Origin of the sequence: Streptomyces sp. NPDC090442 (genome assembly GCF_044769405.1) — a bacterium.
Classification (GTDB): Bacteria; Actinomycetota; Actinomycetes; order Streptomycetales; family Streptomycetaceae; genus Streptomyces.
In genome coordinates, this window is the sequence record NZ_JBIVXW010000016.1 from 122769 (window position 1) to 144819 (window position 22051).

22 protein-coding genes and 1 pseudogene are annotated in these 22051 nt (G+C 72.1%); 13 read left to right on the top strand and 10 right to left on the bottom strand.

Going from position 1 to position 22051, the window contains the following annotated elements; all coding sequences use genetic code 11:
• Positions 1-73 precede the first annotated feature (73 nt).
• The 3 genes from ACIQU6_RS14295 to ACIQU6_RS14305 form a co-directional block, all read right to left on the bottom strand.
• Positions 74-694 carry a PH domain-containing protein gene (locus tag ACIQU6_RS14295; protein ID WP_403481902.1) on the bottom strand — a complete coding sequence of 207 codons (621 nt, stop codon included), beginning with the start codon at positions 692-694 and terminating at the stop codon, positions 74-76.
• 87 nt (positions 695-781) lie between these two features.
• Positions 782-1426, bottom strand: a complete 645-nt coding sequence (locus tag ACIQU6_RS14300; RefSeq protein WP_403481903.1) for a class F sortase — start codon at positions 1424-1426, stop codon at positions 782-784.
• Positions 1423-2730 (bottom strand): hypothetical protein, encoded by a 1308-nt coding sequence (locus ACIQU6_RS14305; RefSeq protein WP_403481904.1) that lies wholly within the window; start codon positions 2728-2730, stop codon positions 1423-1425. The genes ACIQU6_RS14300 and ACIQU6_RS14305 overlap by 4 nt, the downstream gene beginning before the upstream one ends.
• A 370-nt stretch (positions 2731-3100) precedes the next feature.
• On the opposite strand from ACIQU6_RS14305, the gene deoC reads away from it, so the two are divergent.
• Genes deoC through ACIQU6_RS14320 form a run of 3 tightly spaced genes read left to right on the top strand, consistent with a single transcriptional unit; the run spans position 3101 to position 6439 of the window.
• On the top strand, positions 3101-4096 hold the full coding sequence (deoC, locus tag ACIQU6_RS14310) for a deoxyribose-phosphate aldolase (protein ID WP_403481926.1): 996 nt from the start codon (positions 3101-3103) through the stop codon (positions 4094-4096).
• Positions 4097-4098: 2 nt separating this feature from the next.
• Positions 4099-5535, top strand: coding sequence for an aldehyde dehydrogenase family protein (locus ACIQU6_RS14315; protein WP_403481905.1), 1437 nt, complete (start codon positions 4099-4101; stop codon positions 5533-5535).
• On the top strand, positions 5528-6439 hold the full coding sequence (locus tag ACIQU6_RS14320; RefSeq protein WP_403481906.1) for an aldehyde dehydrogenase family protein: 912 nt from the start codon (positions 5528-5530) through the stop codon (positions 6437-6439). The genes ACIQU6_RS14315 and ACIQU6_RS14320 overlap by 8 nt, the downstream gene beginning before the upstream one ends.
• A 96-nt stretch (positions 6440-6535) precedes the next feature.
• On the opposite strand, the gene ACIQU6_RS14325 is transcribed toward ACIQU6_RS14320, so the two are convergent.
• On the bottom strand, positions 6536-6952 hold the full coding sequence (locus tag ACIQU6_RS14325; RefSeq protein ID WP_403481907.1) for a hypothetical protein: 417 nt from the start codon (positions 6950-6952) through the stop codon (positions 6536-6538).
• A 180-nt stretch (positions 6953-7132) separates the two neighbouring features.
• On the opposite strand from ACIQU6_RS14325, the gene ACIQU6_RS14330 reads away from it, so the two are divergent.
• The gene (locus tag ACIQU6_RS14330) at positions 7133-7777 is read left to right on the top strand and encodes an ATP-binding protein (protein WP_403481908.1); all 645 of its coding nucleotides are present in this window, start codon (positions 7133-7135) and stop codon (positions 7775-7777) included.
• 176 nt (positions 7778-7953) lie between these two features.
• On the opposite strand, the gene ACIQU6_RS14335 is transcribed toward ACIQU6_RS14330, so the two are convergent.
• Positions 7954-8739, bottom strand: a complete 786-nt coding sequence (locus ACIQU6_RS14335) for a SigE family RNA polymerase sigma factor (RefSeq protein ID WP_403481909.1) — start codon at positions 8737-8739, stop codon at positions 7954-7956.
• A 236-nt stretch (positions 8740-8975) separates the two neighbouring features.
• Between ACIQU6_RS14335 and afsQ1 the strand changes: the two genes are divergently transcribed.
• From afsQ1 to ACIQU6_RS14365, 6 genes are all read left to right on the top strand, one after another.
• Positions 8976-9653 carry a two-component system response regulator AfsQ1 gene (gene afsQ1, locus ACIQU6_RS14340; protein WP_016571665.1) on the top strand — a complete coding sequence of 226 codons (678 nt, stop codon included), beginning with the start codon at positions 8976-8978 and terminating at the stop codon, positions 9651-9653.
• Positions 9650-11344 (top strand): sensor histidine kinase, encoded by a 1695-nt coding sequence (locus tag ACIQU6_RS14345; protein ID WP_403481910.1) that lies wholly within the window; start codon positions 9650-9652, stop codon positions 11342-11344. The genes afsQ1 and ACIQU6_RS14345 overlap by 4 nt, the downstream gene beginning before the upstream one ends.
• Positions 11341-11973, top strand: coding sequence for a hypothetical protein (locus tag ACIQU6_RS14350; RefSeq protein ID WP_403481911.1), 633 nt, complete (start codon positions 11341-11343; stop codon positions 11971-11973). The genes ACIQU6_RS14345 and ACIQU6_RS14350 overlap by 4 nt, the downstream gene beginning before the upstream one ends.
• A 422-nt stretch (positions 11974-12395) precedes the next feature.
• Positions 12396-12992 carry a phage tail protein gene (locus ACIQU6_RS14355; RefSeq protein ID WP_403481912.1) on the top strand — a complete coding sequence of 199 codons (597 nt, stop codon included), beginning with the start codon at positions 12396-12398 and terminating at the stop codon, positions 12990-12992.
• A 378-nt stretch (positions 12993-13370) separates the two neighbouring features.
• Positions 13371-13922 carry a VanZ family protein gene (locus ACIQU6_RS14360; protein ID WP_403481913.1) on the top strand — a complete coding sequence of 184 codons (552 nt, stop codon included), beginning with the start codon at positions 13371-13373 and terminating at the stop codon, positions 13920-13922.
• Positions 13923-13969: 47 nt separating this feature from the next.
• Positions 13970-14179: a PspC domain-containing protein gene (locus ACIQU6_RS14365; protein WP_403481914.1), complete on the top strand. Its 210-nt coding sequence runs from the start codon at positions 13970-13972 to the stop codon at positions 14177-14179.
• 96 nt (positions 14180-14275) lie between these two features.
• Here the strand turns inward: ACIQU6_RS14365 and ACIQU6_RS14370 are convergent, their stop codons facing one another.
• Positions 14276-14563 carry a hypothetical protein gene (locus ACIQU6_RS14370; RefSeq protein ID WP_403481915.1) on the bottom strand — a complete coding sequence of 96 codons (288 nt, stop codon included), beginning with the start codon at positions 14561-14563 and terminating at the stop codon, positions 14276-14278.
• Positions 14564-14704: 141 nt separating this feature from the next.
• Positions 14705-15865, bottom strand: coding sequence for an adenosine deaminase (locus ACIQU6_RS14375; protein WP_403481916.1), 1161 nt, complete (start codon positions 15863-15865; stop codon positions 14705-14707).
• Positions 15866-15968: 103 nt separating this feature from the next.
• Here ACIQU6_RS14375 and ACIQU6_RS14380 point away from each other — a divergent pair, with 103 nt between their 5' ends.
• Entirely contained in the window at positions 15969-16736 is a 768-nt protein-coding gene (locus ACIQU6_RS14380; protein WP_403481917.1) for an alpha/beta hydrolase, read from the top strand.
• Positions 16737-16875: 139 nt separating this feature from the next.
• On the opposite strand, the gene ACIQU6_RS14385 is transcribed toward ACIQU6_RS14380, so the two are convergent.
• On the bottom strand, positions 16876-17892 hold the full coding sequence (locus tag ACIQU6_RS14385) for a LysR family transcriptional regulator (RefSeq protein WP_403481918.1): 1017 nt from the start codon (positions 17890-17892) through the stop codon (positions 16876-16878).
• A 63-nt stretch (positions 17893-17955) separates the two neighbouring features.
• On the opposite strand from ACIQU6_RS14385, the gene ACIQU6_RS14390 reads away from it, so the two are divergent.
• A complete protein-coding gene (locus ACIQU6_RS14390; protein ID WP_403481919.1) occupies positions 17956-19272 on the top strand; it encodes an MFS transporter in 1317 nt (438 codons plus the stop codon).
• 165 nt (positions 19273-19437) lie between these two features.
• Positions 19438-20078, top strand: a pseudogene (locus ACIQU6_RS14395) (HAD family hydrolase).
• A 124-nt stretch (positions 20079-20202) separates the two neighbouring features.
• On the opposite strand, the gene ACIQU6_RS14400 reads toward ACIQU6_RS14395, so the two are convergent.
• Together ACIQU6_RS14400 and ACIQU6_RS14405 are read right to left on the bottom strand one after the other, a co-directional pair.
• Positions 20203-20568, bottom strand: a complete 366-nt coding sequence (locus ACIQU6_RS14400; RefSeq protein ID WP_403481920.1) for a hypothetical protein — start codon at positions 20566-20568, stop codon at positions 20203-20205.
• Between the two features lie 22 nt (positions 20569-20590).
• Positions 20591-21832 carry a helix-turn-helix transcriptional regulator gene (locus tag ACIQU6_RS14405; protein ID WP_403481921.1) on the bottom strand — a complete coding sequence of 414 codons (1242 nt, stop codon included), beginning with the start codon at positions 21830-21832 and terminating at the stop codon, positions 20591-20593.
• Between the last annotated feature and the right edge of the window lie 219 nt (positions 21833-22051).

Below are 22051 nucleotides of genomic sequence, written 5' to 3' on the forward strand. Positions count from 1 at the left end.
CGACGCGCCACGCGCACGCGCGACGGGCCGGACTCCCCTTCGGAGTCCGGCCCGTCGCGCGTCTACGGGCGCCCTACAGCGCCACCATCACCGCCAACCCCACCGCCCCCACCAGGATCGGGGCCAGGACCGCATAGGCCCAGCGCGCCTCGGGGGTGCCCTCGGCGGTGCTGCGGTACGCGGAGCGCTGCTTGATCTCGCGGAGTTCGGCGAGGGTCTGGTCGGCCATCGCCTTGGGGACCGGGCCGGCGTCCGTGTTCAGGCCGAAGCGGGGGCGGGCCGGGCCGCGCGCCGCCTGCCGGGCGACCTTCTTGCGCTGCCGCAACGAGACCGGGATCGCCCAGAGTTGGTACTTGGCGTCGTCGGTGAGCACCTCGGCGGAGAAGGTCGCGCGCAGCTCCTGCACGGCGGACCAGGGCAGGGTGACGGTGCGGAACGGGTTGCGCACCAGGAGCCGGTCCTCGTCCGCCCGCACCAGCGGCCGCAGCGAGAAGGCGACGACCAGCGGCACCGCGAGGAGCAGCGCGAAGAGCGCGGTGAGCTTGGTGTGGGGCGTGCCGCGCAGCAGGGCGTCCGCGCCGAGCCAGAGGCCGAGCGCGATGAGCAGCACGCCGCCGGCCAGGGCGGCCGGCGAGCGGTAGCTGCGCTGCGCGTACTGCGGCGCGGGCGTGGTGGACCGTTCCGGGCTCGTCATGCCGCAGATTCTGCCTGACCGTCCGGATGTCGGACACGGCGTGGATATTGCGTTACGGCATCAATGACCGCACCCGTGAAGCGGTGGTCAGGCGCCCCGTGGCAGCAGGTCGGCGTAGACGATGATGTTGTCCGGCCGGTGCCCGTCGCGCAGGTCGCCGCCGCAGGTGATCAGGCGCAGTTCGGGGCGCGGGGTGTTCCCGTAGACCCGCCGCGTCGGGAAGTGCTCCTTGTCCACCTGTTGGAGCGCGCGGACGGCGAAGGCGGCGGTGCTGCCGTCCGCCCGGTCCACGAGGATCCGGTCCCCGGGCCTGATCCGGGCGACGTCCCTCATGACGGCGGGGCCCTCGACGGTGTCGTAGTGACCGATGAGGATCGCGGGGCCGGTCTCGCCGGGGGTGACGCCCTTGTCGTACCAGCCGATGCGGTCGGCGTCCTCGACGGGCGGCACCTCGACGGTGCCGTCGGCGGCGAGGCCGAGGCGCAGCACCGGCCCGGTGTCCACGCCGGCGGCCGGGATCCGTACCCGTACGGGCGCGGCGGCCGGCATCGGGGACGCCGGGGTCTTCGGGGGCGCGACGGCGGCCGGGGCGAGGTGCACCGGCGGCGCGCCGTTCGCCGGCCCGCTCCCCGTCAGGCCGATGACGAGCAGCGCGCCGCCGAGCGCCAGGGCGAACAGGCAGGCCGCCAGGGTCCGGCGGCCCGCCCCGCGCCCCTGGGGGGCGCGCCTCACATCCGCGAACCCGCGTCCGGGCGGCGGCGCAGCACCGCGACCGCGACGCCCGCGGCACCGGCCGAGGCGAGCGCGCCACCCGCGAAGACGAGGGTGTGGTCGGGGTCGCCGACGCCTTCGGCGCCGGCCGCGACCGCGCCCGTGGGGACGAGCCTGGTCTGGCCGCCGGCGGCCTTGACGGCGGAGCCGGTGGCGACGGCATCGGTGGCGACGGCGGCCTTCGTGCCGGTGCCGGCGACCTTGCCCACCGGGATCGAGCAGCCCTGGGGGGCCTGGGGGAAGCGGGTGGTGGAGGCCGGGTGGCCGCCGCCCTCCATGTTGGTGATCAGCTTCGGGCGGGCGCCGTCGGCGTCCACGATCTTCGCCAGGAAGCCGGCGCTCTCGGGGAGTTGGGGGTGCGCGTGGTCCAGGACGTAGGGCAGCGGCTCGGGCGGGTCGCCCGCGCCCTCGAAGGCCACCCGCGGCCCCTTCGGGCCGTTGGTCAGCACGGCCATGGTCCCGGCGCCGATCGGCTGCCGCTCGGTGACGGTGCAGTCCTTGCGCTGACTGACCGGCTTCGCGCCCGGCTTGGTGCCCGGCTTCACGCCCGGCTTGGTGGACCGGGGCAGCGCGTAGGTCTTGGTGCCCTGGGGGCCGGTGACCTGGAGCCTGGGGGCGGCGCCGTCCGCGTCGAGCAGGCGCAGGGTCATCCCGCCGATGGTGGCGGTGCGGTCCGCATGGTCGAGGAGGCCCACCACCCGGACCATGTAGGTGTCGCCGGGCTGCCAGTGGGGGCCGACGTAGCGGATCCATGCCTCGGGGCCGCCGGCGGCCGGGTCGTTGCGGAGCACGGCGACGTGGCCGTTGCCGAGGTAGACGGGCTCTCCGGCGTAGCGGTCGGGGGCCTGCTGCCCGGCGGCAGTGCGCTCGGCGGCCGGCTTGCCGGCGGTGCGCTTGCCCGCCTCGGTCTTGGCGGCCTCGGTCCTCTCCGCCCCGGTCTCGGCCGTCTCGCTCTTGCCGTCCTTGGTCTTGCCGTCCTCGGTCTTGCCGTCCTTGGTGTTCTCGCCCGCCGGCGCGTCCGCGGGGCGCCGGCCGGTCCCCGGCCGTTGCTCGCCCGCGCCACCGTTGGCCTGCTCCGCGGTGTGGGTCGAGGCGCCGCCGGGGGCCTCGTGGCCGGAGGCGGCGGGGGTGCCGGCAGCGGAATCCGCCGTCGTGGCATCGGCGGCGAAGGCCCCGGAGGCCGGACCGAGAACGGCGACCGCGAGCGCGGCGGAGGTCGCGGCGGTGCGGAGGACCCGACGCCGGCGCGAGAACAAGGATGACATGCCCAACTCCCCTGTTGATATGTCGTGTTGACCGAAGAAGCGCGCTCCACCACCCCGGCGGGCAGATCATCGATCAACCGGGAGGGGCGCACTGAGGAAGACAGTACTGATCTTGTTTGATCGAAGCACCGCCGTTATGTAACAGAAAATCCACAGTGCGCGCTCAGAACTCTTTCTTCCACTTCTCGCCGGATGTTCGCGAACCTCACGAGTCCCACCCGATCCACCGGTTCCGCCCGATCTACCGGTTCCATCCGTTCTGCCCGTTCCACGCCTTCCGCCGCCCCTCCGGACCGCCCACCCCTCCCCAAGGATCGAAATCCGGGGGCTGGCATGTCGCTACGCGCGTAGATATGCTCCCCTCGTGACCATGCCCACCACTGTTCCCGCATACGGCAAGGAGGCCGCGGGGCGCCTGGCGTCGATGGCGGACGTGACCGCCTCGGACGGAGCGCTGCGCCGCTTCCTGCACGGACTCCCCGGCGTCGACGCGGTAGGGCTGCAGGCCCGCGCCGCCACGCTCGGCACCCGCTCGATCAAGACCACGGCGAAGGCGTACGCCATCGACCTGGCGGTCTCGATGATCGACCTGACGACGCTCGAAGGCGCGGACACCCCCGGCAAGGTCCGGGCGCTGTGCGCCAAGGGCGTCCACCCCGACCCCACCGACCGCACCGCCCCCAAGGTCGCCGCGATCTGCGTCTACCCGGACATGGTCGGCGTCGCCAAGGAGGCGCTCGCCGGCTCCGGCATCCACGTCGCCTCGGTCGCCACCGCCTTCCCGGCGGGCCGGGCCGCGCTGCCGGTCAAGCTGGCCGACACCCGGGACGCGGTGGCCGCCGGCGCCGACGAGATCGACATGGTGATCGACCGGGGCGCCTTCCTCTCCGGCCGCTACCTGGAGGTCTTCGAGGAGATCAAGGCCGTGAAGGAGGCGTGCGCCCGCCCCGACGGCAGCGCCGCGCACCTGAAGGTCATCTTCGAGACCGGCGAGCTCCAGACCTACGACAACGTCCGCCGGGTCTCCTGGCTCGCGATGCTCGCCGGCGCCGACTTCATCAAGACCTCGACCGGCAAGGTGGCGGTCAACGCCACGCCCCCGGTCACCCTGCTGATGCTGGAGGCGGTGCGGGACTTCCGCGCGGCCACCGGCGTGCAGGTCGGCGTCAAGCCGGCCGGTGGCATCCGCACCACCAAGGACGCGCTCAAGTACCTGGTGATGGTCAACGAGACGCTGGGTGAGGAGTGGCTGACCGCGGACTGGTTCCGCTTCGGCGCCTCCAGCCTCCTCAACGATCTGCTGATGCAGCGTCAGAAGCTCAGCACCGGCCGGTACTCCGGCCCCGACTACGTCACGGTGGACTGACCATGGCCAACATCTTCGAGTACGCACCGGCGCCGGAGTCGCGCGCCGTCGTGGACCTCGCGCCCTCCTACGGGCTGTTCATCGACGGCGAGTTCACCGAGAGCGCGGGCGGTGGCCTGCGCAAGACCGTCTCGCCCGCCACCGAGGAGGTACTGGCCGAGTACACCCAGGGCACCGCCGAGGACATGGACCGCGCCGTCCGGGCGGCCCGGAAGGCGTTCGAGAAGTGGTCGGCGCTGCCCGGCGCCGAGCGCGCCAAGTACCTCTTCCGGATCGCCCGGCTCATCCAGGAGCGCTCGCGCGAGCTGGCCGTCCTGGAGACGCTGGACAACGGCAAGCCGATCCGCGAGTCCCGGGACTCCGATCTGCCGCTGGTGGCCGCGCACTTCTTCTACTACGCGGGCTGGGCCGACAAGCTGGGCCACGCGGGCTTCGGCCCGGACCCCAGGCCGCTGGGCGTGGCCGGCCAGGTCATCCCGTGGAACTTCCCGCTGCTGATGCTGGCGTGGAAGATCGCCCCGGCGCTGGCCTGCGGCAACACCGTGGTGCTCAAGCCGGCCGAGACCACCCCGCTGTCCGCCCTCTTCTTCGCGGACATCTGCCGCCAGGCCGGGCTCCCCAAGGGCGTCGTCAACATCGTCACCGGTGACGGCTCGACCGGCGCCGCGCTGGTGGCCCACCCCGACATCAACAAGGTCGCCTTCACCGGCTCCACCGGCGTCGGCAAGGCGATCGCCCGTACCGTCGCCGGTACGGAGAAGCAGGTCTCCCTCGAACTGGGCGGCAAGGCGGCCAACATCGTCTTCGACGACGCACCCGTGGACCAGGCCGTCGAGGGGATCGTCAACGGGATCTTCTTCAACCAGGGGCACGTGTGCTGCGCGGGCTCCCGGCTGCTGGTCCAGGAGTCGATCCAGGACGAGCTGTTGGACGCCCTCAAGCGCCGGATGGCCACCCTGCGGGTCGGCGACCCGCTGGACAAGAACACCGACATCGGCGCGATCAACTCCGCCGAGCAGCTGGCCCGGATCACCGAGCTCGCCGACGCGGGCGAGGCCGAGGGCGCCGAGCGCTGGTCGCCGGCGTGCGAACTGCCCGGTTCCGGTTACTGGTTCGCGCCGACGCTCTTCACCGGCGTCACCCAGGCGCACCGGATCGCCCGCGAGGAGGTCTTCGGCCCGGTGCTGTCGGTGCTGACCTTCCGCACGCCGGAGGAGGCGGTGGCCAAGGCCAACAACACCCCCTACGGCCTGTCGGCGGGCATCTGGACGGAGAAGGGCTCCCGGATGCTGTGGATGGCGAACCAGCTACGCGCGGGCGTCATCTGGTCCAACACGTTCAACAAGTTCGACCCGGCCTCGCCGTTCGGCGGTTACAAGGAGTCGGGCCACGGTCGCGAGGGCGGCCGGCACGGTCTGGAGGCGTACCTCAATGTCTGATCGTTTGAGCGTTCTCAAGACCTACAAGCTGTACGCGGGCGGGAAGTTCCCGCGCTCCGAGAGCGGCCGGGTGTACGAAGTGAGCGACTCCAAGGGCAACTGGCTCGCCAACGCACCGCTGGCCTCCCGCAAGGACGCGCGGGACGCGGTGGTCGCCGCCCGCAAGGCGTTCGGCGGCTGGTCCGGGGCGACGGCGTACAACCGCGGGCAGATCCTGTACCGCATCGCGGAGATGCTGGAGGGCCGCCGGGACCAGTTCGTCGCGGAGGTCGCCGACGCCGAGGGGCTGTCGAAGGCGAAGGCCGCGGCACAGGTGGACGCGGCGATCGACCGCTGGGTCTGGTACGCGGGCTGGTCCGACAAGGTCGCCCAGATCGCCGGGTCCTCGAACCCGGTCGCGGGTCCGTACTTCAACCTCTCCGCGCCCGAGCCGACCGGCGTGGTGGCCGTGTTGGCCCCGCAGGAGTCGTCGTTCCTGGGCCTGGTGTCGGTGCTGGCCCCGGTGATCGTCACCGGTAACACCGCCGTGGTCGTGACGTCCGAGCGGGCCCCGCTGCCGGCGCTGTCGCTGGCCGAGGTGCTGGCCACCTCGGACCTGCCGGGCGGCGTGGTCAACCTGCTCTCGGGCCGCACGGCGGAGCTGGGCGCGCCGCTGGCCGCGCACCAGGACGTCAACGCGCTGGATCTGGCGGGCGCGGACGCCGAGTTGGCGAAGGAACTGGAGACCGCGGCGGCGGACAACCTCAAGCGGGTGCTGCGCCCACCCGTCACCCGCCACCGCCCTGCCGACGAAGCGCTGCGCGCTGCCCCTTCCCATACGGTGGACTGGACCGCCGACCCGGGCACCGACCGGCTGCTGGCGTTCCTGGAGACCAAGACGGTATGGCACCCGACGGGGGTCTGATCCGTCGGCCGGAGCGGCATCGACGAACGGCGCGGGACCGGGGCCCTGGTGGGCTTCGGTCCCGCGCCGTTCGTCGCGGGAAGGGGCGGCGGCCCGTCAGCCGGGCAGCAGCCGCATCGCGGTGCCGGTCACCGGGAGCTCGCGCAGCGAGCCGCCCTGGGTCACCGGGTCCGTCAACTGCGCGGTGCTCATCGGCTTGAAGTCGGCGACCTGGGTGCCGATGGCGTTGGCCAGCGGGTCGACGCCGGTGTGGGACATCGGGTCCAGCTTGAGGTCCTTGACCGGGCCGAGGCCGCGGCCGGTGGAGTCCGTCATCGAGTGGGCCAGGGCGTGCCCCACGACCCCTTCGTCCGCCACGGGTTGCCGGGAAGCGGTGCCGCCGGTCGCGGGGGCGGCCGCGCCCGCCGCCGCAGCGCCGCCCGTGAGCGCGACGCCGGCCGCGGAGATCACCAGACCGGCGCGCAACAGACCGCGGGGGACGCGGCTGGGGTTGGGTCGTGCGTGGGAGGGCATCTGTGCCACCTGCCTGTGGATCGGAACGGAGCGGAATTGCGGTGTCGCGATCGGCTGCGCAGCGAGATCCAACTCCGATGCGCAATCGATCGACTGCGTAGCGTAGTTGAGCGGTGGCGGGGGTTCCACCTCGCGCGCCAGGGGTACCCCCCACGGCGCAATGCCCGACAATGAGTGCCCGTGACCTCCGACTTGCCCTCCCTCCCGCGTCCCGCCCGTGTCGTACTGCTGACCGGACCGTCCGGCTCCGGGAAGACGTCCCTGGCCGCGCTGACCGGCCTGCCCGTGCTCAACCTCGACGACTTCTACAAGGACGGCACGGACCCGTCGTTGCCGCAGTTGCCGGACGGGGACGGCGCGGACTGGGACTCGCCGTCGTCCTGGGACGCGGGCGCCGCCGTCGCGGCCATCGCGGAGCTGTGCCGCGCCGGCCGGACCGTGGTGCCGGAGTACGACATCGCGGCCAGCGCCCGGACCGGCTCCGCGGGGCTGGCGCTCGACGGGGCGTCACTGTTCATCGCGGAGGGCGTGTTCGCCGCCGACATCATCGAACGGTGCCGGGAGGCGGGGCTGTTGGCCGATGCGCTGTGCCTGCGCGGGCGACCCGCCACCACCTTCCGCCGGCGGCTGGCCCGGGATCTGCGCGAGGGCCGCAAGCCGCCGCTGTATCTGGTGCGGCGGGGGCTGCGGCTGCTGCGCAACGAGCGGACGATCGTGGCCCGGCACGCCGCGCTCGGCGCCCACCCGTGCGCCAAACCGGAGGCGTTGGACCGGATAGCGGCGGCGCGGGCCCTGTGCCCGGTGGGGGCGGCGGCCCGACCCTGAGGGAGCCGCCCGCGAAGGCCCGTCCACCGGTGCCGCGGGCGCGCACACGGAAGAGCGGGTTCGGACAAACCCCCCGGCCGTCCGAACCCGCTCGCTATCCCCCGTGTCCCCCCGTTTTCCCCTTGTTCCCCCTCGGGCTCTCCCCCCGGATCCCCCTCGGGTCTTTCCCCCCGTCCTCAGGCGACCAGTGCGCCGAAGGACTCCTCCTCGTCACGGCCGAAGCTGAGGACCTCGTCCTCGCGCAGCCGGCGCAGGGAGCGCCAGATGCTGGACTTCACCGTGCCGACACTGATGTTGAGGATGTCCGCGATCTCCGGGTCCGTGCGGCCCTCGTAGTAGCGCAGCACCAGCATGGTGCGCTGCGTCTCGGGCAGCCGGGCCAGCGCCTGCCACAGGACGGCGCGCAGCTCGGTGCCGCGCATCGCGTCCGCGTCGGCGGCGGTCTCGGGCAGTTCCTCGGTCGGGTACTCGTTGAGCCTGCGCCGGCGCCAGGCGCTGATGTGCAGGTTCGTCATGGTGCGGCGCAGATAGCCGCCGAGCGCGGCCTTGTCACTGATCCGGTCCCAGGCCCGGTAGGTCGAGAACAGGGCGCTCTGCAGCAGGTCCTCGGCCTCGTAGCGGTCGCCGGTCAGGTGGTACGCGGTGGCGTACAGGGAGGCGCGGCGCTCCTGGACGTAGGCGGTGAAGGCCGCTTCGGCCTCGGCCTCCTTCGTCGCGGTGCGCCGGTCCCCCGTCTCCCCGTACGTCGCTCCCCCGTCGGTGCCCTCCTGGCCCCCGTTTCCCCCGTTGGGCCCCTGAGCGGGGACCACCGTCGCGTCAATGGCCACCATGTAGGGCGGTCGTTGACGTCCGGCGCCGCGAGCACACCCCCGCATTCCCGCAGCCCCGGACTTCTCTCCGGTCCGGATGTCGTGAAGGCGTGTGACGACTGCGCCGGAAGTAGTGCCGTGCAGAGTGTTCATCGCGCTGCCCCCCGTCGATCGAGCCGGTTCGTTCGGTGCTTCGCCGGTCGGGACCCCGCCTCGGCGGTGTTGATCTCTCCCGGCTGACCAAAAGACTGCCAAGCCAGTTTCATCGCGTTGTCCGCCGTCTGTCACAGACGTGTCACAGGGGTGATCGCGGTCCGGCGCGGGGCGAGCCGGGCTCGGCGGGCGGCGCCGGTCGATCTCCCGGCGTCCCATGGGCCAGAATGGCGAGCGTGCCTTTCCTGTTGCTGATCGAGGACGACGACGCCATTCGCACGGCCCTCGAACTCTCGCTGTCCCGCCAGGGTCACCGCGTGATGACCGCGGCGACGGGCGAGGACGGCCTGAAGCTGCTGCGCGAGCAGCGTCCGGACCTGATCGTGCTGGACGTGATGCTGCCGGGCATCGACGGCTTCGAGGTGTGCCGTCGGATCCGCCGCACGGACCAGTTGCCGATCATCCTGCTCACCGCGCGCAGCGACGACATCGACGTGGTGGTGGGGCTGGAGTCCGGTGCGGACGACTATGTCGTCAAGCCGGTGCAGGGCCGGGTGCTGGACGCCCGGATCCGCGCGGTGCTGCGGCGCGGCGAGCGGGAGTCCAGCGATTCGGCGACGTTCGGCTCACTGGTGATCGACCGGTCGGCGATGACCGTCACCAAGAACGGCCAGGACCTCCAACTGACCCCGACCGAGCTGCGGTTGCTGCTGGAGCTGAGCCGCCGGCCCGGCCAGGCGCTGTCCCGGCAGCAGCTGCTGCGACTGGTGTGGGAGCACGACTACCTCGGTGACTCGCGGCTGGTGGACGCCTGTGTGCAGCGGCTGCGCGCCAAGGTGGAGGACGTCCCGTCCTCACCGACGCTGATCCGTACGGTCCGCGGGGTCGGCTACCGGCTGGACGCGCCCCAGTGACGGCAGGGGGGACGGACGGCGGGGGCGCCGGGGAGGGGAAGCGCCGGACGGCCGCGGACGGCGGGCGGCCGGTGCGGCTGCTGCGCCGGGTCGCGGGGGCACTGCGGCTGACCAGCCTGCGGCTGCGGCTGGTCGTGGTGTTCGCGCTGGTGGCGCTGACCGCGGCGGTCTCGGCGTCCGGGATCGCGTACTGGCTCAACCGCAACACGGTCCTGGACCGCACGCAGAACGCCGCCCTGAAGGACTTCCGCAAGTCGCTCCAGGACACCACCCGTTCGCTGCCGCTGCACCCGCGCTGCTCCGAACTCCAGGACGCGGCCCGGCAGATGGCGGCCGGCCCGCAGAACTACACGGTGCTGCTGATCGGGCTGGACCGCGACGGCAAGGAGTGCGCGGCCACCACCAACAAGGACCTGCTGACCCTGGCGACGGTGCCGCGGTCGCTGCGCAACGCGGTCGACCAGGTGCGCCCGGTCGACGAGAACAACCACTACGCGCACCACCTGTACTGGCAGCGCAACGAGGTCGGCGACGTCCCGTACCTCGTCGCCGGCGCGACGGTGATCGGCGGCGGGCCGACCGGCTACATGATGAAGTCGCTGGCCACCGAGCGGCAGGACCTGACGTCGCTGGGCTGGTCGTTGGGGATCGCCACCGCGCTGGCACTGGTCGGCTCGGCGCTGCTGGCGCAGGCGGCCGCGACGACGGTGCTGCGCCCGGTGCAGCGCCTCGGTTACGCGGCGCGGCAGTTGGGCGAGGGGCGGCTGGACACCCGGCTGCGGGTGACCGGCACCGACGAACTGGCGGACCTGTCGCGGACGTTCAACCGCACCGCGGAGCGGCTCCAGCAGCGGGTCGAGGAGCTGAGCGGGCGGGAGGCGGCGTCCCGCCGGTTCGTCGCCGACATGTCGCACGAGCTGCGCACCCCGCTGACCGCGATCACCGCGGTCACCGAGGTGCTGGAGGAGGAGGCCGACTCCCTCGACCCGATGATCGCGCCGGCCGTGCAGTTGGTGGTCAGCGAGACCCGGCGGCTGAACGACCTCGTGGAGAACCTCATGGAGGTCACCCGCTTCGACGCCGGGACGGCCCGGCTGGTGCTGGACGACGTCGACGTCGCCGACCAGGTGACCGCCTGCATCGACGCCCGGGCCTGGCTGGACGCGGTGGAACTGGACGCCGACCGCGGCATCGTGGTCCGTCTGGACCCGCGGCGGCTGGACGTGATCCTGGCGAACCTGATCGGCAACGCCCTCAAGCACGGCGGCTCGCCGGTGCGGGTGTCGGTCCGTACGGAGCCGGGTCAGCCGGGCCGACCCGCGACGGGCGCGCCGGGCGGGGACCCGGCCGAGGGCGCGGCGGCCGAGCCCGAGGGCGGCCAGTTGGTCATCCGGGTGCGGGACCACGGTCCGGGCATCCCGGAGGAGGTGCTGCCGCACGTCTTCGACCGCTTCTACAAGGCGAGCGCGTCCCGGCCGCGGTCCGAGGGCAGCGGCCTGGGCCTGTCGATCGCGCAGGAGAACGCGCACATCCACGGCGGCCGGATCAGCGCGGCCAACCACCCCGAGGGCGGCGCGGTCTTCACCCTGCACCTGCCCATGGACGCCTCCGGGCTGGCCGACGACGCGGAGCACACCGCACGCGGTGAGCGGCCGGCGGACGCCGGCGAGGGCGCGGAGGGCCGGCGGTGAATCGGCGGTTCCGGTCCGGCTCGGTGCGGCGGGCCGCGGCGTTGGCCGCGCTGGCCCTGGCCGTCGCGGGCTGCGGCATCCGCGGCACCTCCGTCCCGGTGGACGCGGGCGGCGCGCCGTCCCGGGTGAGCTGCCAGGCCCCGGATCAGCTCGTGTCCTCGGGCGCGCCCGGGCAGCAGCGGGCGGCGGTGTATCTGGTGTGCGGTTCGACGCTGGTCCCGGTGGAGCGGTCGGTGACCCGGCCGAAGGCCACACCGGGGGCCGCGGTCCGGCTGCCGGTGGCCCGCGCGCTGCTGGTCGAGCTCCAGAGGCCGCCGGCCGCCGACGAGTCCCGGGCGGGGTTCAGCACCGCGGTGCCCAGGTCGCTGCGGGTGGCCGGGCCGCGCGCGGGGGACGCGCCGGAGGCGCTGCGGCTGTCCGTCGAGCCGGACGACCTGCCGTCGTTCGCGCTGGCGCAACTGGTGTGCACCTACGGCCGGAGCGTGACACTGGGCCGGACCGGGGGCGCGCTGCTGGGCGGCCCGGGCGGGGCGGTGGCGCACCGCTTCGACTGCTCGCCGGACGTACTGGCCAATCCGGACATCGCCCAGCACGCGGGCTGGGGCGACCCGCAGGCCGAGGAGGGCTAGGGCGCTTCGCCTGGATCACCGGGTGGACCCCAGGAAGATCCCGGCCGTGCGGAGTCCTGCCAGGTAGAGGGTTGCCGTCCTGCCGTAGCGGGTCGTGGTACCTCGCCGTTGCTTGAGGCGGTTACTGCATCACCCGACGGTGCCGCGGTGCTGTGATGCGTCCCTGTCGCAGGTGGCCCCAGTTGTACGGCGCCGAGTACGTCAGCAGCCGTCGCGCTTCCACGGTGGCGGCGGGAGTTGGGCATGGCCACGTCGCGAGGGGTTCCTTGGGGCGGCTCCGTTGGATCACCTTGCCGACCAGGTGAAACGGCCGGGACGGCTGTGGCGAATATGTGACACGGGCAGGGTGAAACCCGAAAACCAAGTGACGAGTGTGGAGGCGCCACTTGACCTCAGCGCCGACAGCTCAGGGAGTTCTCCCCATGACCCGTCCCACCGTCAGCTCGCACCGCCGCATGGCCGCGGCGGCCACCGCCGCCTTACTCTCCCTCGGCCTGCTGACCGCGTGCGGCTCCGGGGCCTCGGGCACCGACGCGTCGAGCGCCAGCTCGTCCCAGAAGGCCGAGTCGCGTGCCCACGCGTCCGACAACGGCGCGCAGGGCCACGCGGATCAGACCTCCCCGGCCTACGGTGCGAAGTTGAACCTCCAGGAGGGCGACGCCCTCAGCGCCCACACGTTCCAGTTGAGCGTCAACGGCGGCACCGAGGCCCTCGGCGAGGTCTCCGCACTGAATGTGGACCAGCCCACGGAGCAGTTCCCCTCCAACAGGCACATCCCCGGCGGGCAGGAGTCGGGCACGGTGACCGTGATCCGTGGCGCCGAACGGTCCCGGCAGTTCACCGACCTGATCGAAGGCGGAACCCAGCCCGAGACAGCGTCCCTCAGCCAGTTGGACGCCGCGGGCAACCCGACGAAGCAGTACACCCTGCAAGAGCCCAGGGTCATCAAGGTCGAAAACCCCCCGAGCGGCAACGCCCAGAGCGTCACGATCAAGTTCACGAACCTGACGGTCGGCTAGGCGGTTTCGCTTGGATCACCGGGCGGACCAGAGGAGGACCCTTTCTGCGGGCCCCAACCGCGTGCCGGTGAGCGCGCACGATCGTGGAGTCCACCACGAGGGCCCGGTTGAGGTCCTCGTCGGCATCGGCCTGGGCCATCAGCACGGTGAACACTCCCTCCCAGGTGCCGTCGACGGCCCGCCTGCGCAGCCGGTTACAGACCCCCTGCCGGCCCGCCCGGACCAACGACCGGCTGATCCAACGAAACTGCCTGGCGCGCCGCTCCTTCCCGCCGCGGAGATCCGTTGGCGGCGCCCCGGAAAGGGCCCGCGCGCTTCGGCCCAAGACGGGCGCAACAGGGCGGAACCGCGGCCCCCGCTACCGGCGTCCTGGCCTGTGTGCAGCGTCATGGCCCCGGCACCACCGTCGCCCCCCGTTTGCGCGCCACCGGGTTTCTCCTCCTTGTGGCGCATCTGCTGATCGTCGGGTGGCTGATGTTGCGTCCCCGCACGGTGCCGTGGGTGCCGGCCGCCAACCTCCAGCCGCTGGCGTCGATCAACGCCGAGCTGGCGCGGGGTGGTTGGTCGGCGGTGTGGCACCTGGGCGGACCGGTGTTGCTGCTGGCGCCGCTGGGGGTGCTGCTGCCGCTGGTCGGGGGCCGCTTGAACGTTTCCCCGCTGACCTCGATGGCCCGTACGGTCTTCGCCGGCGCGATGATCTCGCTGACGATAGAGCTGTTGCAGACCGGGGTGCCGGGCCAGGTGCCGGACGTCGACGCGGTGTTGCTGAACACGCTCGGGGTGGCACTGGCCCACCTGTTGATCGTTCCCGGGGTCCGGTGCCGGCTCCGTCGCCGGGACGAGCGTCTCAGGGGTGCGACCCCGAGAATCTCCAGGGTCGGTCTGGCCCCGCAGGCTGACGTCTTCTCCGCCGGCCGGACCTACTTTTGAGGCATCGGGGCAGCCGCCCCGGATCGTTCGAGAAGGAGAAGCCCGCAATGGCCGCCGCACTGGTCCGTCCCGCCAACAACCGCATGATCGCCGGTGTCTGCGCCGGCCTCGCCCGCCGCTTCGGGACCTCCCCGGCGACGATGCGGGTGATATTCGTGCTCTCCTGCCTGCTGCCCGGCCCGCAGTTCCTGGTGTACCTGGCGCTGTGGGTCCTCCTCCCCTCGGAGGAGAAGGGGCGCGACGCCACGGCCTGGTAACCCACTGCCCCGGGTGCGACGACGCCCCGGCCCGCGCGGGATACCGCGCGCGGACCGGGGCAGCACTGGGGTGCCCCTGGGGAGGGGTGGGGCCGGTCAGCCGCCGAGCTGGATGCCCTTGGTGATCCTGCTGGCGGGCAGGCCGCCGAGCAGCCTGTTGCCCTTGGAGGTCACCTTGGTCTTGGGCTTGACGCCGTTGCCGTCGTCCTTCTGGGTCGCCCCGGAGAGGGCCGTGGTGGCGCCCTTCACCGGAAGGCTGTGCAGTACGCCGTTGGCGTCGATCGAGTTGCCCGCGGGGGCGGCGGTGGCGACGCCCGCGGCGGAGGCGGCGATGGCGGCGCCGAGCGCAACGGCACCGAGAGTCTTGACGGTTCCCTGCTTCATTGCATTACGTCCTCATGATGGGGGCTGGACCGACTAGGAAACCTAGTGATTCAGCCACCACCGCCGCAAACACTTCCGGCAGGCCGGAAAACGGCCGGTGGACAATCCACCGGCCGTTGCGCTAGACGCCGTTACAGGTGTTCACTCTGCGTCAGAGTCCCTGCTGGGAGCGGGAGTTGCGGTCGACCGGCGAAAGAGCCATTCGGAGCGCAATTCCGCGTATCCGGGCTTGATGACGTCATTGATCATGGCCAGACGTTCATCGAAAGGAAGGAAGGCGGACTTCATACCATTGACCGTGAACCACTGCATGTCGTCGAGCGTGTAGCGGAATGTCCGGACCAGGTGCTCGAATTCCCGGGACATGCTCGTGCCGCTCATGAGGCGGTTGTCGGTGTTGACGGTGCAGCGGAACTGCAGCCGGCGCAGCAGGCCGATGGGGTGCTCGGCGTAGGAAGCGGCGGCGCCGGTCTGGAGGTTGGAGGTGGGGCACAGCTCCAACGGGATGCGCTTGTCGCGGACGTAGGAGGCGAGCCGGCCGAGGGTGACCGAGCCGTCGTCGGCGACCTCGATGTCGTCGATGATGCGCACGCCGTGGCCGAGCCGGTCGGCGCCGCACCACTGGAGCGCCTGCCAGATGGAGGGCAGGCCGAATGCCTCGCCGGCGTGGATGGTGAAGTGGTTGTTCTCCCGCTTGAGGTACTCGAAGGCGTCGAGGTGGCGGGTGGGCGGGTAGCCGGCCTCGGCGCCCGCGATGTCGAAGCCGACCACGCCCAGGTCGCGGTAGCGGTTGGCGAGTTCGGCGATCTCCAGGGCGCGGGCGGCGTGCCGCATCGCGGTCAACAGCGCGCCGACGCGGATGCGGTGGCCGTTGGCGCGGGCCCGCCGCTCGCCCTCCCGGAAGCCCTCGTTGACGGCCTCGACGACCTGTTCGAGGCCGAGCCCGGACTCCAGGTGCTGCTCGGGCGCGTACCGGATCTCGGCGTAGACGACGCCGTCGGCGGCCAGGTCCTCGGCGCACTCGGCCGCGACCCGGAACAGCGCCTCCCGGGTCTGCATGACGGCACAGGTGTGCGCGAAGGTCTCCAGATACCGTTCCAGCGAACCGGAGTCGGCGGCCTCCCGGAACCAGGTCCCCAGCTTCTCGGGGTCGGTCTCGGGGAGCCCCTCGTAGCCGGTGTCACGGGCCAGCTCGACGACGGTGGCGGGGCGCAGCCCGCCGTCGAGGTGGTCGTGGAGCAGCACCTTGGGGGCGCGACGGATCTGTTCGGGCGTGGGCAGATTGCTGAACTCGCTCGTCATTGCCGCACTGTAGCCCCTACGCGCGTAGAGCTCGTCGAACGATACGCAACGGTGACCCGTCCACAGGGTGGACAGGACGCCGCCTTCTGCCATCGTTCTCCTCGTGACTCAGCATGCACTGCCGGTGCGCGAGGCCCGGCTCGGAAAGCCGCTGGGAGCGGGCGGCACGGACCGGACGGTGAACGCCGTCGCCCTCCTCCTTCCCGGGTGTGGGCCGACCGGGCTGCGCCGGCCGTCGCCCGTACGGGCGCTGACGGCCCGCCCGTTGGCCGCCCGGCTGGCGAGAGCCGGCCGCCCCGAGGGGCTGGCCGCCCATGTGGTGCACTACCGCTGCCGCGGCTGGAACGGCCCCGAGGCGCACCCGGCGCGGGACGCCATCTGGGCGGTGGACGAGGTGGTCCGCCGTTACGGCGACGTGCCGGTCGCGCTGGTCGGCACCGGCCGGGGCGCCCGCGCCGCCCTGCACGCCGCCGGCCACCCGGCCGTCCACGCCGTCCTGGCCCTCGCCCCCTGGCTCCCCGACCCCCGCCAGCACGGCACCGACCCCGAGCCGGTGAAGCAACTGGTCGGCCGTCAGGTGCTGTTGGTGCACGGCACCAACGACGAACGGGTCGACCCCGACCTCTCCTACCGCTACGCCCAACGCGCCAAGAAGATCAACCGCGACACCTGCCGCTTCGAGGTGCACTCCGACGGCCACTCCCTCCACCAACACCGCTTTGAAGTCCACGCCCTCGCCACCGACTTCCTCCTCGGCGCCCTCTTCACCCACGCCTACGCCCGCCCGGTCAAGGACGCCCTGGTCGCTCCCCCGCCCCTGGGGCTACGGATGCCGCTGGCATCGGGGTTCGGGGCGTCGTTGCGGCACTGAGGCCCTCCCCTCCCTCACGACACGACACAGCACGACACGACACCAACCGACCTCGCGCAGCGGTGAGTTCGCGACGCACGGACGACGACGGGCCCCGTACCCGCGCCAGGCGCCCCGCCCGCCCCGTCCCGCGCCCGGCTCACGACAGCAGTTGCCCCCGGCGCCCCAGCAGGAACTTCTTGAAGGCGGCGACCGGGGGCGTGTCGACCCGGCCGTCGAGCCAGGCGACGCCGATCTCGCGGACGGCGCGCGGGGCGGTGACGGTCAGTTCGGCAACGCCCGGGCGGGGGACGGCGGGTGGCGGCAGGAGGGCGACGCCCAGGCCGGCGGCGACCAGCCCGCGCAGGGTCTCGGCCTCCTCGCCCTCGAAGGCGACGCGCGGGGTGAAGCCGGCCTCGGCGCACAGGGCGTCGGTGATCCGGCGCAGGCCGTAGCCCGGTTCGAGGGTGACGAAGAGTTCGCCGGCCGCCTCCGCCAGGCGGATCCGCTTGCGGCCGGCCAGCGGGTGGTCGTCCGGGACCACCAGGCGGAGCTTCTGCTCGTCGAGGCGGCGGGCGACCAGGTCCGGGTAGTCCGGCACCGGGGAGGTCAGGCAGAGGTCGAGGTCGCCGGCGCGGAGGCGTTCGATCATTGCCTCGCCGTAGTTCTGGACGAGTTGGAAGCGGATGCCGGGGTGGTCGGCGCGGAAGCTGCGGATCAGGCCGGGGACGGTCTCGGAGCCGAGGGTGTGCAGGAAGCCGAAGGCGACCTTGCCGGCGGCCGGGTCGGCGTCGGCGCGGACGGTGTCGGTGGCGCGCTCCAGGTCGATCAGCGCGCGCTCGGCGGCGGCCCGGAAGGCGTGGCCGGCCGGGGTGAGGGAGAGCGCCCGGCCGTGCCGGGCGAACAGCGCCACCCCCAGGTCGTCCTCCAGGCGCACCAGGGCGCGGCTGAGGGTGGGCTGGGGCATGCCGAGCTCCTGGGCGGCGCGGGTGACGTGCTCGTGCCGGGCGACGGCGGCGAACTGGGCGAGCCGCGGGGCGAGGGTCCCCGCCCAGGAGTCGGGCCCCAGCCCGGCCGGCTCGGGGGCGGTCGGCGGGGTGCCGCGGAGGCGTTCCGGAATGTCTTTTCTGTTGCGAGTTTGCGACAGAGACGGCTGTGAACTGGGATCATGTGCCACAGCATCGATTATGTCGTTTTGATGCATTGGACGCATGAGGTGCGATCGTTCTACTTTCGCGCCATGCCTCCCGCTGATACCGGGGCGTCCGTCACCGACCGTGCGGCCGCCTCTCCCCTGTCGTCCACCGACTCCTCCCCCTCCGCCGCGGCCGACCCCGAGTCCGACAAGCTGCGGCCGGGCGGCCCCGGCTACCGCCGGATGAGCCTCGCCCTCTTCGCCGCGGGCGTGGCCACCTTCGCCCTGCTGTACTCCACGCAGGCGCTGCTGCCGGCGATCTCCGCTGACCTCAACGTGGCGGCGGACCGCGCCAGTTGGACCGTCTCCGCGGCCACCTTCGGACTGGCCCTCGGCGTGATCCCGCTGAGCGCGCTCTCCGAGCGGTTCGGCCGCCGCACGCTGATGACGGCCTCCCTCACCGTCGCCGCGGCGATCGCCCTGCTGGTGCCGTTCGCCCCCTCCCTCGACGCGCTGATCGCGCTGCGCGCCGTCCAGGGCGTGGCCCTGGCCGGACTGCCCGCCTCCGCGATGGCGTTCCTGGCGGAGGAGGTGCGCACGAAGGCACTGGTGGCGGCGATCGGCCTGTTCGTGGCCGGCAACAGCATCGGCGGGATGTCCGGGCGGATCGTCACCGGCTGGGTGGCCCAGGCGTGGGGCTGGCGGGCCGCGCTCGGCGCGGTGGGCGTGCTGGCCGTGGTGTGCGCGGTGGCGTTCCGGCTGCTGGTACCCAAGGCCCGGCACTTCGCGCCGCGTTCGGTGGGACCGCGGGCGCTGGCCCGCACCCTCGGCGGTCACCTCGCCGACCCGCTCCTGCGCCGCCTCTACGCCATCGGCGCCCTGTTCATGACCGTCTTCGGCGCGGTCTACACGGTGATCGGCTACCGCCTGGTCGCCGAGCCGTTCAACTTGCCGCAGGGCATCGTCGGTTCGATCTTCGTCATCTACCTGGTCGGCACGGTCTCCTCGGCCGCGGCCGGGAAGCTGGTCGGCCGGGTCGGCCGGCGGGGCGCGCTCTACCTGGCGGTGGGCACCACCGCCGCGGGCCTACTGCTCACCCTGATCGCCTCGGTGGCCGCGGTGTTGGCGGGCCTGGTCCTGATCACCGCGGGCTTCTTCGCGGGCCACGCGGTCGCCTCGTCCTCGGTGAGCCGCACCGCCAAGACGGCCCGGGCGCAGGCGTCCGCGCTGTACCAGTGCGCGTACTACCTCGGCAGCAGCCTGGGCGGCGCGCTCGGCGCCGCGGCCTTCCACGCCGCGGGCTGGTCCGGCACCGTCCTGCTCGGCCTGGCCGCGACGGTCGCCGCCGCCGGCATCACCCTCTACGCCACCCGCAAGGCCATGGCCGCCCGGCGCCTCCCCTCCCTGGGCAAGGCCGCCTGACCCGCCCCCCGAACCGAAGGGCCCGCCCCACCACCTGTCCTGGTGGGGCGGGCCCTTCGCTACCGTACGGACCCCGCTACGCCGTCGACTCGGTCGAGCCCGAGGCGCTGCGCAGCCTGCCCGACACGCCCTCGCCGACCGCGGCGGGCCCCGTAGGCTGCCCGCATGATCCGTGCCGTGGCGTTCGATGTCGGCGAGACCCTGATCCGGGACGACCACGGGTGGGACGCCTGGGCCGACTGGCTTGGCGTCGGTCGGCACACGTTGTCCGCCCTGGTCGGCGCGGTGGTGGCGCAGGGACGGGACAACGCTGACGCGCTCCGGCTCGTACGGCCGGGCATCGACGTCGAGGCGGAGCGGGCGGCCATGGCACAGTCCGGCCGGGGCGAATCCCTGGACGAGACCGACCTGTACCCCGACGTCCGGTCGTCGCTCGCCGCACTCCGCGACGCCAGGATGCGCGTGGTCGTGGCGGGCAACCAGACCCGGCGGGCCGGTTTTCTCCTGCGCGCCCTCGATCTGCCGGTGGACGCCGTGGCCGCTCCGGGGAGTGGGAAGTGGCCGAGCCTGACCCGGACTTCTTCGCCCGTACCGTCGAACTGGCCGGTGCCGAGCCGGGCGAAGTGCTGTACGTCGGCGATCATCCGCACAACGACGTGATCCCGGCGCGCGCCGCCGGCCTGCGCACGGCACACCTGCGCCGGGGGCCATGGGGACACCTGTGGGCGGACGACGAGACGGCCTCGTCCGCGGACTGGCAAATCGGGAGCCTCGGCGAATTGGTGGACCTACTGGCGCTTCGGTGAGTCAACTCTGCGGGTCCGGTGATTGGTTAACGGCGCGGGCCCCTGTGACAGCCGTCGAACGGGGGGCGAGTCCGCACCGATCGGGCCGATTTCGACAGCGCGGCTCGACCGGCGCGGCAACTCCTCACAGCAACGACTTCTCAATGGCCTCGAAGATGTCCGAGTCGGTTTTCCGTTGCCACTCCGGAAGATCCGACCAGTCGGCCACATACCCGGGCTTGGGGCTTTCGAAGTGCTTGTACATCTGCGCCGTCCAACTGACGGCGACGAACCGGCCCTTCTGTTCCCGCGAGAGTCGCGCCGCATGCCCCTCGCTCACGGCGAGGAATTGGCGAACCTGCTCGTACACCGCGCCCGCGGCCTGCCGCTCCCAGTCCGGGGTTTCTTCCCAGGGCGTCACGTAGCCTGCCTTTGGCTCGCCGGGGAAGTGCTCGCGCACCCCCGCGATCCACGCCTCCCGGAACACCCTCGCGCCATCTTGCTGCGACACTCTTGCCCCTTTCTCAACGCCCTCACAGGGCGTTGATTTCAGCGTTCAGTTCGACAACTCGGCGATTTCGCCGACACGTTCTCAGATCCCCCTGTAGGGCCTGGAGCCTGCGGGCGATATATCCTGAGCCTGTTTTCTTGGCCAAGCGAAGGGCTTCGCCGCCGTACGTCACGACTTGCTCCGCATCATGGCGTTTCGCGCCAACTGCCGCGAGATCCACGAGAACCGCACCGCGGCGCCGGAATGACTGCCCTCTGGACAACGTCTTCGTTTCAAGGGCGCGCCTGAGCGTCTCCTCGGCAAGGTCCAACCGCCCGAGCTGCACGTAGCGGGCGCCTCGTTCCTCTGCGAGTCGCGAACCGTCGAATCGAAGCCATCCACCCGGGTGGACCGGCGTGGCCAGGTCGGCTACCCGCTGCGCTTCGCCAAGAGCCTTTTCGCAGGCGCCGAGGTCCTGCAGTCCGGCATACACCTCGGCCTGCACCGAGGCGACCCAATAACGGGTCGACAATGCGCTGTTGCCACGCTTGGCAACGCGCCGCGCGACGTCCAGCGTTTCCGCGGCCTCCGTGTAACGCCGCTCGTAGACGTCGACGTAGGCGTGGCGGACGAGCGCGCAAGCCCACAGATCGTATGCCCGGGCGTGACTGCTGGCCTCTGCCGCGAGGGCGTAGGACGCGGCAGCATCGGTGTAGCGATTGCCGTCGAACGAGAGCTCTCCGGAAAGCTGGAACAGATCGCCCGCGACTTCGTACAGACCGCCCGCCCGGCTCGATTCCTTGAGCGCTTCGTTCAGCGCACCGAGCTGATCCTTCACAACGGTGTTCACGGAGCTTTTGGAACGGGCCAGTTGATAGACCTGCCACAGATGGCCATTCATTAAGCGAAAGTCTTCGGCCGAACCTCGGTCGACCGCCTCCGCTATCGCGTCGGCATCATCGGGTGCCAGCGTCGTCAAGGAGCCTGCCACCACCATGATGCGTAGAAACTCGCGTCGGATCATGTCGTCGATTCCCTCAGAGCCGTGTCGGTCGCATGGCGGCGACGCGGTGCACTCCGGGAAGTCTGCTGGTGGCGGAGTCAGCAATGCGTCGAGTTCTGCGAGGCCGAGTTGTAACGCCTCGGCCATTTTGGGCCGGTGAATCGCCTCGGGCGTCGTTTCTCCGCGGTCCCAGCGCCCGACCGTTGTGCGATCGACGCCGACTACGGCGGCAAAGCGCTCCTGACTGTAGCCCATGACTTTTCTGCGTTCGGCGAGGCCCACTCCACCCTCCTTCCCCGCTTGATCAGGGTCCTACCCATGCGGCGCAGCCGTGCATCGGAGGTGCATCAAGGGTGCCGCACGGACGCCGTGGATCGTAGCGGCTGACGGGGGTTGGCTAGGGCGCTTCTGAAGATCTTGCGTGTGGGGTTGTCTGGCTGTGGGCTGTAGGGCCCCTTGTGTCAGGTGTGGGTTGTGGTGATCGTCCAGGTGCCGTTGGTG

Bases quoted from the DNA above. Each gene is read 5' to 3' on its own strand.
- ACIQU6_RS14370 (WP_403481915.1), bottom strand. From the start codon at position 14,563: ATGAAGCAGGGAACCGTCAAGACTCTCGGTGCCGTTGCGCTCGGCGCC.
- ACIQU6_RS14320 (WP_403481906.1), top strand. From the start codon at position 5,528: ATGTCTGATCGTTTGAGCGTTCTCAAGACCTACAAGCTGTACGCGGGC.
- ACIQU6_RS14335 (WP_403481909.1), bottom strand. From the start codon at position 8,739: ATGAACACTCTGCACGGCACTACTTCCGGCGCAGTCGTCACACGCCTT.
- ACIQU6_RS14365 (WP_403481914.1), top strand. From the start codon at position 13,970: ATGGCCGCCGCACTGGTCCGTCCCGCCAACAACCGCATGATCGCCGGT.
- ACIQU6_RS14355 (WP_403481912.1), top strand. From the start codon at position 12,396: ATGACCCGTCCCACCGTCAGCTCGCACCGCCGCATGGCCGCGGCGGCC.
- ACIQU6_RS14305 (WP_403481904.1), bottom strand. From the start codon at position 2,730: ATGTCATCCTTGTTCTCGCGCCGGCGTCGGGTCCTCCGCACCGCCGCG.
- deoC (WP_403481926.1), top strand. From the start codon at position 3,101: ATGCCCACCACTGTTCCCGCATACGGCAAGGAGGCCGCGGGGCGCCTG.
- ACIQU6_RS14315 (WP_403481905.1), top strand. From the start codon at position 4,099: ATGGCCAACATCTTCGAGTACGCACCGGCGCCGGAGTCGCGCGCCGTC.
- ACIQU6_RS14295 (WP_403481902.1), bottom strand. From the start codon at position 694: ATGACGAGCCCGGAACGGTCCACCACGCCCGCGCCGCAGTACGCGCAG.
- ACIQU6_RS14375 (WP_403481916.1), bottom strand. From the start codon at position 15,865: ATGACGAGCGAGTTCAGCAATCTGCCCACGCCCGAACAGATCCGTCGC.
- ACIQU6_RS14325 (WP_403481907.1), bottom strand. From the start codon at position 6,952: ATGCCCTCCCACGCACGACCCAACCCCAGCCGCGTCCCCCGCGGTCTG.
- ACIQU6_RS14390 (WP_403481919.1), top strand. From the start codon at position 17,956: ATGCCTCCCGCTGATACCGGGGCGTCCGTCACCGACCGTGCGGCCGCC.